8 protein-coding genes are annotated in these 12,428 nt (G+C 68.4%); 3 read left to right on the top strand and 5 right to left on the bottom strand.

All coding sequences use genetic code 11. From position 1 onward, the window contains the following. Nucleotides 1-235 precede the first annotated feature (235 nt). From fxsT to Val02_RS26710, 4 genes are all read right to left on the bottom strand, one after another. Complete coding sequence (gene fxsT, locus Val02_RS26725) at nucleotides 236-4,531, bottom strand: FxSxx-COOH system tetratricopeptide repeat protein (RefSeq protein ID WP_275415614.1); 4,296 nt, start codon at nucleotides 4,529-4,531, stop codon at nucleotides 236-238. 3 nt (nucleotides 4,532-4,534) lie between these two features. Further along, complete coding sequence (locus tag Val02_RS26720) at nucleotides 4,535-5,554, bottom strand: AAA family ATPase (protein ID WP_239153346.1); 1,020 nt, start codon at nucleotides 5,552-5,554, stop codon at nucleotides 4,535-4,537. A gap of 1 nt (nucleotide 5,555) precedes the next feature. Next, entirely contained in the window at nucleotides 5,556-7,694 is a 2,139-nt protein-coding gene (locus Val02_RS26715) for a VMAP-C domain-containing protein (protein ID WP_275415613.1), read from the bottom strand. Nucleotides 7,695-8,048: 354 nt separating this feature from the next. Further along, a complete protein-coding gene (locus Val02_RS26710; protein WP_203901973.1) occupies nucleotides 8,049-9,026 on the bottom strand; it encodes an aldo/keto reductase in 978 nt (325 codons plus the stop codon). A gap of 40 nt (nucleotides 9,027-9,066) precedes the next feature. Between Val02_RS26710 and Val02_RS26705 the strand changes: the two genes are divergently transcribed. Further along, nucleotides 9,067-9,321 carry a Smr/MutS family protein gene (locus Val02_RS26705; protein ID WP_203901972.1) on the top strand — a complete coding sequence of 85 codons (255 nt, stop codon included), beginning with the start codon at nucleotides 9,067-9,069 and terminating at the stop codon, nucleotides 9,319-9,321. A 250-nt stretch (nucleotides 9,322-9,571) separates the two neighbouring features. Here Val02_RS26705 and Val02_RS26700 read toward each other — a convergent pair whose 3' ends face one another. Beyond that, entirely contained in the window at nucleotides 9,572-10,336 is a 765-nt protein-coding gene (locus Val02_RS26700) for an ROK family protein (protein WP_203901971.1), read from the bottom strand. Between the two features lie 69 nt (nucleotides 10,337-10,405). On the opposite strand from Val02_RS26700, the gene Val02_RS26695 reads away from it, so the two are divergent. Together Val02_RS26695 and Val02_RS26690 are read left to right on the top strand one after the other, a co-directional pair. Then, nucleotides 10,406-11,701, top strand: a complete 1,296-nt coding sequence (locus Val02_RS26695) for a sensor histidine kinase (protein ID WP_203901970.1) — start codon at nucleotides 10,406-10,408, stop codon at nucleotides 11,699-11,701. Continuing rightward, nucleotides 11,698-12,399 carry a response regulator gene (locus Val02_RS26690; RefSeq protein WP_203901969.1) on the top strand — a complete coding sequence of 234 codons (702 nt, stop codon included), beginning with the start codon at nucleotides 11,698-11,700 and terminating at the stop codon, nucleotides 12,397-12,399. The genes Val02_RS26695 and Val02_RS26690 overlap by 4 nt, the downstream gene beginning before the upstream one ends. Nucleotides 12,400-12,428 lie beyond the last annotated feature (29 nt).

Genomic DNA, 12,428 nt, shown 5'->3' with positions numbered 1-12,428 from the left:
GCCGCCCTGGTTCACCTCGCGCCGGATGGTCGCCTCGGGAATTGCCGTGATGACTATGTGCGGCATCTTCCTGAGTGACGGTCCGGCATGGGCATGCCTCGTGGGGTCCGCGGTATACAACCGGATATGCGATCTGACGGCGAAGGAAGAAAAGTAGGGCGACATTCCGAATTTCGGAACGCGAAGGGCGCGATCAACATTTCGGTGGTCGCGCCCTTTTCTCTTAACGGCGATGTCAGAACGGCATCGGGTCGACGTCGCAATTCGCGCGCATTCCGGCGTGCGCCGCGGTGATTGCCGGGTGCGCCTCGCCGAGCACCCGTTCGTAAGTCTCGACCGTCTCGCGGAACAGTTCGGATGCCTCGTCGGTGCGCCCGAGCTTGTCGAGGTCGAGCGCGAGGTTGAGGGCGCACGCCAACGTGGAGGGATGTTCCTCGCCGATGATGCGGCGAGCAAGTCCCCAGGTGTCCCGGTCGAGGTTGTAGGCCTCCTCGTACCGGCCGGCCGCGGCGAGGTCGCTCGCCAGGTTGATCGCGCAGGTCAACGTCAGGATGTGCATCCTGCCCAGTGACTGTTCCAGCTTCTCGTGCGCCTCGCGGTTGTGCCTCAACGCCTCGTCGTGCCGATCGAGCAGTCGTAGGACGATGCCGAGGTTGGTGCGCGCATAGAGCGTGTACGGATGGTCCGGTCCCAGCGTGGCGTGATACCGCTCGGCGGTCTGGGCGGCCACGGCATGCGCACGGGGAAGGTCGTCCGACTCGCGGATGTCCACCGCGAAGTTGAGTGCCGCCGCGATCGCATCCGGCTGCGCGACGTCGAAACGGTCCTGCAGCCGGTTCATCGTGTCCTCGGCCAACTTGTAGGCCTTTTCGTGGTCACCGGCGCGCCGGCGGGCCACGGCGAGATTGCGGGCCACCCTGATGGTGTCCGGATGTTCGACGCCGAACAGGTTGACGTATCGCTGGTAGATCCGCTCGACGAGCTGGCGGGACTTGATGTACTCGCCGCACTCCCGTTCGTCGATCGACAGGTTGTTCAGGGTGCGCAGGGTCTCCGGGTGGTCTTCGCCGAGTACGGCGACCCGGCGACGATAGGTGTCCCCGTCGAGGTTGCGCGCCGTGCGGAACTCTCCGGTGAGCCGCAGGCTGACACCGAGATTGTGTGCGGCGCGCAGCGTCTCCGGGTTGTCCCCGCCGAACAGGCGGCGTGCCCGCTGGAAGGCGTCCAGGTCGATGTCGCGAGCCGCCGTGAACTGGCCGTACACGCGGCGGGTCGACGCGACCATGCTCATGGCGTCGATGGTGCCGAGGTCGTCGCGTCCGAATGAGCGTTCGTAGCGGACGAGGGTGTCTCGCTGGATCTCGGCGGCGGCCGCGAAGTTGCCGTTGACCCACCAGAAGTATCCGAGCCATTTCGCCGCCGACAGGGTCTGTCGGTGATTCTCACCCAGCCGCTGCCGCCATTCGTCGACGACCTGCTGTGCCAGGTTCGTGCCGCTGTCGTAGTCGCCCCAGTAGAAGTAGAACTTGACGAGGTTCAGAACGAGATCGCGTGCCCAGCCGTCCTCGCACGCGATCGCGTTCGAAGCGGTGAGGTGAGACGCCAGCGCCTGATAGCTGAGCCAGTTGGCCTGGTCACTCGGATCACCCGGTCGACCACCGCTGGCGAGCAGAAGGTGGGCGCCGTGCTCCATCGTGAATCGCTGGTCCTCCGGCATGCGGCCCTGAAGCACGGCTTGGACGAGACGGTGCAGCTGCAACGTGTTGGCGCGATGGTCGATGCGCGCGAGCACGTACTTCTCGATCTCCAGCATCGCCTGGTTGAGCAGGCTGGGATTCTGCAGGGCCTCGTCGAGTTCCGTGGCGATCGGGGTCATCCGCGGTCCGGTGAACAACTCGCGGCTGATCGGCTCGGGTGCGAAGAAGGAACAGACCTGCAGCAGTTGCAGGGCGGCGGGGTTCTCCACGGCGAGGCGGTCGAGTGCCACGTTGGCGGCCGCGGCGACCGGCATCTCGTAGCCGGGGGTCGGAACCAGCGCGGTCAGTTCCGCCCGTTTCTCGCGCAGCACCGAGAGATATTCGGGAACGCCCATGCCGGTCGCCGCCAACCATGCCGAGGCGTGCTCGATGGCCAGCGGCAGGTCGCCGAGCGCCTCGGCCAGTTGGTCTGCGTCTATGTCGGCCAGGCCCTGATTGCGTCGCTTCAGCAGCCGGATGCTCTCCTGCCGAGTGAAGACGTCGACCTCGAGCGTCTCCGCGATCCGGCTCCACTCCTGGTTGCGGGAAGTCACCAGAACGCGGCCGGTGCCGGCCTCCGGGAAGTATTCACGGACGGTTTCCAGCGTTTCGGCGTTGTCGAAGACGAGAAGCCAGTTGGCGTACGGGGTGCCGGCCCGGAGGGCGTTGCGCACCCGCGGAACGGCGGTGATGACCTCGTTCCCGACCTCGAGTCCGAGCTTGTTGCCCAGTTCGATGATCGAGGCCAGGATCTGAGCGGGCCGTTCGGAAGGAACCCACCAGATGACGTCATAGTCGCCACGGTGCCGGTAGGCGTACTCGATGGCGATCTGTGACTTGCCGACGCCGCCCTCGCCGTGCAGCGCCTGCGGCAGGACGGCGGCGACACTCTCGGTCTGGAGCCGCCGTTCGAGCTGATCGAGCAGTTCCCGTCGGCCGGTGAAGACGGGATTGCGGGTGGGTACCTTTCCCCATACGGCCGGACCCGACTCGTGGCCGTGTCCTTCCAACAGCGTCTGGATGGACAGGATGGGGTCGTCGTCGCTGCCGATGAGCCGGTCCCGATCTTCGGCGATGCCCGGTTCCCGCGACGGCTCGGAGGCACTGAACTCTGTCATCTCTTCACCGCTCTCGCCTTGCCCGGTGCCTCGGCCACCGGGTGATTCCTGCTCGGCCGGTTCGGCGGGGGTCAGCGCCTCGTCGGCTTCTGGGGGTTCTCCGGAAGTGTTGCGTTCCCATGCGTCGATGGCGTGTTGTAATCGGCGGGCGCGCCGCGCATAAGGGCCGGAGAGCGCACTGAGCACAGCGAGTTCGATGCGGGCCATGGCAAGGTTCTCGTCGGTGACCAGGGTTTCCGGGGTGAGGTCCGGTGCCTCGATCGCATCGGTGAACGTCGTGGGAACGCGGTGTCGCTGATGGGCGGCGACCACTCGGACCGCCTTCGCGGAATCGTCGCGTGTCGCGCAGGCGAGAAGCGCTTCGCGCACACCGTCCACGAACTCCAGTGATGTGGGGTCGTCACCGGCCGGCCGGACCAGTTCACTGGTGACGATCGCGGCGAGATGGTGCGGAGCGGAATCCGGCAACAGCGAACGCTGCATCCTGCGCAGGAGCGGGAGATCCAGCGGAGCGGCGGCGATGTAGGTCGCCAGCCGGAAAGCGGTGGCCGAGGTACCGGAGCGGAAGCGAAGCACGAGATCGGAGGCCGAACGCGGCTCCGTGGCGGGCGCGGTATCCGGCGGCGTGCTGGGATCGACGGCGTGGACGATCGCATCGACCCAGGCCGACGGTTCCATCACCAGACGCGCCCACCAGCGGATCCAACGGGGTCCGAGTTCGAGGACGGGCACCGCCATGGCGCGCTCGTCGACGGTGGTGTCGAACGGGTTGTGGTGCTCCTCGGGATACGTGACCGTCCAGTGGGCGTTGGGCGTGACGGCCTGCGGGCTGTGCAGACGAGCGCGGCGCGGCGTGAGGTTGGTGCGATGCCAGTGTCCCTGCGGGAACGGGTTGACGATGGCCACCGGGCCCGAGCGTCCCCATCGGCGCAGCAGCCGGTCCATGCGCGGTTCTCTCCACAGCGGGTTGAGGCCGTCGCTGAGGACGAAGAAGACCTGGCGTCCACTGGTGTCGAGCATTTCGGCGGAGTTCCGTAATCCACCGCCGGACCCACGGATCCGAGGCGTGAGCCGCCCGTCGACGCGCTGCGCGGAAAGGGTGTAGGTGCGAACGCCGCGGAACGGCCCCTGACGTTCCATGAGAAGGCGAAATGCGGTGACGGTCGGATCCCACACCGCCATCGACGGCCCCGCGTCGACGACCAGAACGACGCGGAGACTGTGGGTCTCGACCGGTCGATATCGCGGAATCCAATGACCGGTCTCCGCGGCGCGTTCCGCGATGGCGACCTCGTCGGGTTCCGTTTCGGTGGCCGAGGCGACGAGTCGTTTGAACGGACGCAGGGCGCGGACGATGCCACCGGCCCCGAGAAGTGCGTAGCGATTGAACTGTTCGACGGAAGTGGCTGTTTCCACGACCGGGGCGATCTGTCTCCGCAGCGTCGGCCCGCGGGGCGTTCGCACGTTCACCGGCGGTAGTGGCGGTGGCGGATCCGCACCGGTGGTGGCGTTGTCGGTCGACGGTTCCGGCAGCGGGGTCTCTTCGGCGGCCGATGGCTCCGGTGCCTCGGTACCGCGTCCGCGGGTGAGCGCGGCCAGCCATACGGCGTCGGCGATCTCGACCCAGGTCGGCTGCTTGTCACCGGGGCCGGGTGGATCGCGCGGGGATGTGTTCACGGCTCAGCGCTCCCCGGACAGCGGGTGCCAGATGGAGGTGATCAGGTCCTGCCAGGACTCCCGATCCTCACCGTACGCGTCGGAGGCGGTCAGGTACATCGCATTGAGCAACTGGTCCCGCGCGAGGCCGTCCGGTTCCGGCCGGTTGAGAAAGTCCTCGATCAGTTCGCGCTGCCCGTCGACGAGCGCCGGCAGTTGCGCGCGCACCATGGCGGCCAGGTCGTCCGCGGTCGGCGGAGCGAGTTCCATGCGCAGGCATCGACGGAGGAACGCGGGCGGGAACTCCCGTTCCCCGTTGCTGGTGATGACGACGATGGGAAATGCCCGGCACCGCACCCGGCCGTCGCGGACCCGCGCCTCCTGATCCGGATCGTCGGTGAAGACGGCGACCTCGGGCTCCCGCCGGCGCACGCGAAGCAGTTCGGGGATGGTGAACTCGCCGTTCTCGAAGATGTGCAGCAGGTCGTTGGGCAGGTCGGCGTCGCTCTTGTCCAACTCGTCGATCAACAGGACCCGGGGTCGTTCGTATGGCAGCAGCGCGGTGCCGAGCGGCCCCAGGCGAATGAAGTCGCCGATGTTGACCGGATCGTCGGTGTCGGACCGGTCGGCGCCCGCCTGCGCCCGTCCGATGGCGTCGTATTCGTACTGGGCGGAGCGCAGGGTCGTCCGGCTGGTTATCGGCCACTGAAGGACCCGGCCGAGGCGCAGTTCACGGGCGATCCGAAAGGCGATGCTCGATTTTCCGGTGCCCGGGTTGCCGGTCACCAGGAGCGGGCGGCGGAGCAGGATCGCGGCGTTCACCATGTCGCACTCCCGCCGGTCGGCGCGGCGCAGCGGCCGGACGTCGGCACGACCGAGTTTGCGGTCGGCGTCTTCCTCGTCGTCCGGCGGTGGTGACTGGCACGGCGTCCCGTGGAACGTGCGCCAGGGCGGCGGCGCCGGAAACGTGGTCCGCCGCTCGTCGTCGGTGGGCACCCCGTCGCCGTGATAATGCCACCAGTGCGTGTGCGGCGTCGTGTCCACGTCAATGCCCTCCGGCCTCGACCGTGCGATTCGGGTCGTCCCACAGCAGTGCGATGTGGCGGCCGGGATGGCGGGCCTGCTCCTCATGAGCGGCGGTGGCGGCGGCCGTGCGGAGAACGCGGATTCGATGCGGCAGCTCGTTCGGATGGCCCTGCGTTGCTTCCTCGATCAGGCTCGCTGTGTCGGGCTGCAGCGGTGCACGCCTGTCCCAGAGGATCACGGCTACGCCGGCGTTCAACGCGGACTGCAGTTCCTCCCGGCCGGTTGTGTGTTCCGGCGACGAACTGAGCACCACGGTGGTCAGCTCCGCGTTGTCGCGCAGGCGAGCGTTCCACGACTCGATCGAGTTCTCCTGGGTGTGCATGCGCCCCCAATACAGCCGGTGTCCGGGCGGATGGCGCCATATCGTCTTCCAACGATTGATCCAGACGCGATGCCGGTAGGTGGCGCGCATGCGGTCGAGGCTCCGCACGACGACTGGGTAGTCCAGGCACAACGGGGTCGGCGCGGGGGCCTCGAGTTCCGTGTGCCACCACTCGACGGCCTTGTGGAGCAGATCGGTCGGCAGGAGGAGTTCGATCCCGACCGGTCCGTCATTGTCCCGCCACGCCGATTCGGCATGCCGGACGGCCGCCTGCATCGCCTCTTCGACCTCCTTGAACGCGGTCTGGCGTGGCTCCCCGGGCTCCGGCTGCCACCGGTCGGAACTGCGCTGTATCCAGTACCGGACCTCGCAGCGCTCACGATCGATGCCGTCGCCCTCCACCTGGATCACGAGACAGGGTTTGATCTGCTGGCCCGCGCCGTTCGGCTCGTCATTGCGCAACCGCCGCTCCTCGACCCGTGCGCGGTGCTCGTGCATCACCTCGACGAGGTGAAGCCGGGCTGCCATGTGGTCCACCCACTGACGTAGCCGAGCGCCGAGGCGCCGGTCGACCCGGCCGGCGACCTCCTCGACGAATGCCAACGCCGGAGGCACCTGGTCGAGGCCGGCGTTGAGGCCGGCGAGGTAGTTGAACAGGTCGACGGCACCGGTCGGTGGCGAGGGTGGCAGCGGGGTCAGTTCACCCGTCGCGGCTCGCCACACGGCCTGGAGGTCGAGGTCGTGAACGTGCTCCAGCAACGCCACGAGCGAGTCCAGCTCGTGATCGGGAAGCAGTGCGATGGCGCCTCGCCCGGGGGCCATGCGCCAGACCGGAAACGGCTGGCACCTGCCGAGCATGGCCCGCACGTACGCCGCCGCGGTGAGCGAGGCATACGGGTGCCAGACGTCATTCTTCGCGCGGTCGCAGTAGTCGACGATCCCGCGAACGGTGAACCATCCGATTCCGTGGCTCGCGGCGCTGGCGGCGACACCGGCCGCCTCCATTTCGAAGGCCAACAGATCGTGTCTGGCGGCCAGGTTGTCCCGGCGCTCCTCGTCCAGCATCAGTACGTCGGCGCATCCGATTTTGCCGTAGTGAATCTTCGGCAGTCCTTCGACGTGTCCGGTCTGCGCCGGCGGAGGGTGGGGAACGGCCCGTCCGCGGAATACGAGAAGGTCGGTTTCCGGGGGTGGACGCCGGAACGTGGCCATCGGCTGATCCCGTGCCGGTGTCAGCCAGGAGATCCATCGGCCGGAATTGTCGTCGTACGACTCCACCTGCAAACGGCGTACGGCACGAACGAGGTCCATCGACACGCCGGTTACCGGCCGGCGCGGCTCGGCGATGCCGTCCCGTAAGCGGACATGCCCGTAATCGACTATGCCGTCCACCGCCACCACGACGTCACCGAGTCGTACGTGCCGGTCCGGCCGTCGCAGGGAGGGGACGCCGCCGGCGACTCCGGCGAGCACGACGCATCTGATCCCGGGGAACGTCCGGAGCATGTCCGTGCAGGTCGCTGCCGCGTTTCGGGTATCGTCGCGGGGCATTGTCGTCAATACGACCCGATGTTGGCGCTTTTGGTCCGCGCTGTCGATGTGCCCGATCCGATAGTCGTTCGGGTCGTCTTCGAGTCGCACGTATTGTGGATCTTTGAGGAAGGTCGCCATCGCTGCGCCCTCGATCGGTAATGCGGTGACGATACCGATTGTTACGTCCCACCATGCCCCGTCGGAGCGTTTGCCTTCATCTGACCGGGATGCCGTGGACGGCATGTCAAGGCACCGAAGGGCGGAATGGTCCGAGAGGGTACGAATTGCAGGTCAACTTGCGATTCTCCAATCCGCCAGACGTGCCGCTCGCGTGCTGGGGCCCTCCGCGTCGGCCGAGATCTGAAGCGAACGGGCGACGAGAGGAGCAACAGTATGGCAAACGGATGTTCGGCCGTACAGAAGTCTCGTCACACAACAGGCGGAAGGAAATTCAAGATCGCAGAATACCGTGATCGTCGTGCGTCAATTGGATGAATCGCTTTCACGCGTGCCCCGTCGGGCACCTTCCGGCCCCGCCGCGCGGAGGGGGTCGAGACCACGCGAGTCCCGACTCCCACCCCGACTTCCGGGAACCGCTCAATGACCCTTGATCGCGTGCGGCCGGTACGGCTCCGCCAGCCGACCCAACTCGCCCTCACTCAGCGAGAGCGACACCGCAGCCACCGCATCATCCACGTGCGCCTCCCTCGTAGCCCCGAAGATCGGCGCCGTCACGGCCGGCTGGTGCAGCAGCCAGGCGAGTGCGACCTGCGCCGGCGGCACCTCCCGTTCGGCCGCGATCTTCACCACGACGTCCACGACGTCGAAGTCGCTCTCGTCGTACAGCTTCTCGGCGAACTCGTCCGTCTGCGCGCGACGCGTCGTCTTCGAGCCCGAGCGGCTCCGCGAACCGGTGAGCAGCCCGCGCGCGAGCGGGCTCCAGGGCAGCAACCCCACACCGAGGTCGAGGCAGAGCGGGTTCATCTCGCGCTCCTCCTCGCGGTACACGAGGTTGTAGTGGTTCTGCATCGTGACGTACCGGGTCCAGCCGTGCAGCGTCGCGGTGTACTGCGCCTTGGCGAACTGCCACGCGTACATGCTGGACGCCCCGATGTAGCGCACCTTGCCGGCCTTGACCAGGTCGTGCAGCGCCTCCATGGTCTCCTCGACCGGCGTCTCGCCGTCCCAGCGGTGCACCTGGTACAGGTCGACGTAGTCGGTGCCGAGGCGGCGCAGCGAATTGTCGATCGAGGCCATGATGTGCTTGCGGGACAGGCCGGCCTCGTTGGGCCCGTCGCCCATCCGGCTGTACACCTTGGTGGCGAGCACGTAGTCGTCGCGGTGTGCGAAGAGCTTCCCGAGCAGCTTGCCGGTGATCTCCTCGCTCGCGCCCCAGCTGTAGACGTCGGCGGTGTCGAAGAACGTCACGCCCGCCTCGACCGCCCGCCGCACGATCGGCTCGGACGACTCCAGGTCGAGCGACCACGGACGCTTCTCCGGATCGCCGTAGCTCATCATTCCCAGCGCCACCCGGGAGACCTTCATCCCGGTGCTGCCCAGTCGCACGTACTCCATCGACCCATCCTCGCACCGCCGGGTGCGTACCATCGGCGACGTGAAGCTGAAGCTGGACCTCCACGACATCTTCAACAAGGGCCGCGACATCGACCAGGCGCTCAACGGCATCATCGCCGAGGCGGTGGCGAAGAAGGCGACCCTCGTGGAGATCATCCCGGGGAAGGGCTCCGGGCAGCTGAAGAAGCGGGTGCTGCGCTTCCTCGACCAGAAGCACATCAAGCAGATCTACCACCGGGTCGAGAAGGACGCGAGCAACTTCGGCCGCGTCTTCGTCCACTTCCGTTGGAAGTAGAGACAGCCACTTTTTTCGCGCGTCCGTCGGGCGCACGACCGCCCGCTCCCGCGCGCAGCTCCCCGCTCGACCGCCGTGACGCCGCACGGGTGTGAGTTCAGCGCGAACGTGTGTGAGCTCAGGGCTGTTTTTCGGCCTGTTGACCTCCCTGAGCTCACACACGTTCGGCGACAGCTTCCACACCGTGGGAACAGGGCCGCGAGGCGGCGGTCGGGAGCAAGCCGGCCGGCTCCGGGTGACACGTGGCGCGCTAGGGCTGGCCGCGGACGCCGACCAGGTTCCAGGCCTTGCCGCCGCCGCGGATCCCGGCCGCGTTCAGCGCGAACACCACGTCCGGCCCCATCTTGGCGCGTGCCTCCGCACGGATGAGCTGCGCGTTGCCGCCCCCGATGTACAGCCGGTCCCACAGGAAGACCGGACGCAGGCTCTCCACGACCCGCACCATCCGCCGCGACCACAGCCGCACGCCGAGGCGCCGGCGTTCGATCTCGCCGATGTAGGTGTCGTACGTCTGTCCCCAGCGCATCGGCGCCCGCGAGAACTCCAGATGCGGCGCCAGCACCCCGTGGTCGAACATCGCACACCCGAGCCCGGTGCCGAGCGTGAGCACGAGTTCCAGGCCGGCGCCCTGGACGAGGTCGGCGCCGTGCACCTCGGCGTCGTTCAGCACGAGCGTCGGCAGCCCGAACGCCACCGCCAGCGCCTTCTCGAGATGGAAGCCGGTCCACTGGTCGCGCAGTTCGGGGTCGACCCGGGAACGCGGCCCGCTGACCGTTATGTAGTGCGGCGTGTGCACCACCACGCCGTGCCTGATCATGCCGGGAACGCCCACCGTCACCCTGGCCGCCGGGGGCAGCCGCCGGGCGAGGGCGAGCAGCGTCTCGATGAACAGCGACGTCGACAGCGGGTACGGCGTCGGGACGCGTATCGGGTCGGCGAGCATCGCACCGTCGGCGTCCAGCACGGACGCCTTGATGCCCCCGCCCCCGCAGTCGATCGTCAAGGTTTCGGCCACCGGCCAGACGATAAACGACGCAGGTCGGATACGGTCGAGCCGCACATGCGCCGACCCTGGGGAGGTTCGATGGACTGGCAGCGCCCCGGACCGACCCAGGTCGAACGGCTGCACGACATCTACCTGGGACTTCTCCTCGTCGGCTGGTCGCTGATCGGCGTCACCCTCAACAACAGCATCGGGTCGTTCCCGCTGGGGCCGCCGCCGAGTTGGGCCGAGGCGCTGGCCTGGTCGGCCGCTGTAGCGCTGCCGCTGGTGGTGCGGCGCCGGTGGCCGGCGACGGTGTTGGCGGTGGTGTCGGTGCTGTTCATCGTGAGCCAGCTACGGTCGAGCCAGGACGGGATCGCCAGTTCGGCGGCCCTGTTCTGTGCGCTGTACACGCTCGGGGCGTGGGGGCGGAACCGGCGGGTCGCCAACCGGCTGCGGATCGCCGTCATCGTGGTGATGTTCGCCTATCTGGGCACCTCGATCGCCGTGAACGCGATGGACGCGCAGGAGCAGCACTTCCCCGACGCGATCGGGCCGCTGCCGCCGGTGCTCGCGGCGATCGTCAGCACGGTCCTGTTCAACGCCATGTTCTTCGGGAGCGCGTACTTCTTCGGCAACCTGGCCTGGACGGCCGCGCACCGGGAGCACGAGGTGAAGCGGCAGGCCGAGGAGCTGCGGCGGTCGCAGGAGGCGCACACCGAGCGGGCGGTGATCCAGGAGCGGGTGCGGATCGCGCGGGAGCTGCACGACGTGGTGGCGCACCACGTGTCTGTGATGGGCGTTCAGGCGGGGGCGTGCCGGCGGGTCATGGAGCGGGACCCGGTGAAGGCGCGCACCGCGCTGTCCGCCGTCGAGCAGGCCGCCCGCACGGCCGTCGACGAGCTGCGCCGGATGCTCGGCGTCCTCCGTCAGACGGACGGGACCGCGCCGGTGGACGCCGCGGGCCACGATGTCGCCCACGTGGATGACCTGCTGCAGGCCGCGCGGGACGCCGGGCTCGACGTGCGTTCATCCGTCCATGGAACGCCCGTGAGCCTGCCGGACTCCGTCTCGTTGGCCGTGTACCGGGTGGTGCAGGAGTCGCTGACGAACACGATCAAGCACGCGAAGGCCCGTTCGGTCGACGTGCGGGTGCGCTACCTGCAGCGGGAGGTGGAGGTCGACGTGGCCGACGACGGCACGGGCGGCCGGGCGGGCGCGTCCGGCGGGTTGGGCCTGATCGGCATGCGCGAGCGCGTGTCGGCCCACGACGGGATGCTGGAAGCCGGGCCGCGTAAGGAGGGCGGTTTTCGCGTGCGGGCGACGTTCCCCCTGACAAAGCTGGATGTGCCGATGCCGCGCGAGCCGATGGCGGACAGCGGGGCGGTCGTCGCGTGATCAAGGTCTTGCTCGTCGACGACCAGCAGCTCGTACGGGCCGGCTTCCGGGTCATCCTGGAGACGGAGGACGACATCGCCGTGGTGGCCGAGGCGGCCGACGGCGCCGAGGCGGTGGCGCTGGCCGCGCGCGAACGGCCCGACGTGGTGCTGATGGACGTCGAGATGCCGCGGATGGACGGACTGGAGGCGACCCGCCGGATCGTGGCGGGCTCGGCGGCGGGCGGCCCCGCGGTGCTCATCCTGACGACGTTCGACCGGGACGACTACCTGTTCGCGGCGCTGCAGGCCGGGGCGAGCGGCTTCCTGCTCAAGAACGGCACCCCGGAGGGCCTGATCGACGCGGTACGCATCCTGGCCAGGGGCGACGCGCTGCTGGCGCCGGAGCTGACGCGGCGGGTCATCGCGACGTTCGCGCTGGCGCCTGGAGTGCTGCCGAAGGCGACGCCGGTCGGGCCCGCGCGCCAGCGGCTCTCCTCGCTGACCGAACGGGAGCGGGAGGTGCTGGTCCTCGTCGCCGGCGGCAGCTCCAACGCCGAGATCGCCGAACGCATGTTCCTCGGCGAGGCGACGGTGAAGACGCACGTGTCGCGGGTGCTGACCAAGCTCGGCCTGCGCGACCGCACCCAGGCGGTGGTCTTCGCCTACGAGCACGGCGTGGTCACGCCCGGATCGCCGCACGCTCCGTCGCAGGGCTGACCCGAGCGGCTCCGTCCGCCGCCGGATGC

Source organism: Virgisporangium aliadipatigenens, assembly GCF_016863615.1.
GTDB classification, from domain to species: domain Bacteria; phylum Actinomycetota; class Actinomycetes; order Mycobacteriales; family Micromonosporaceae; genus Virgisporangium; species Virgisporangium aliadipatigenens.
The sequence above is the reverse complement of the archived record's forward strand: the minus strand, read 5'-3'. Positions and strand labels throughout refer to the sequence as shown.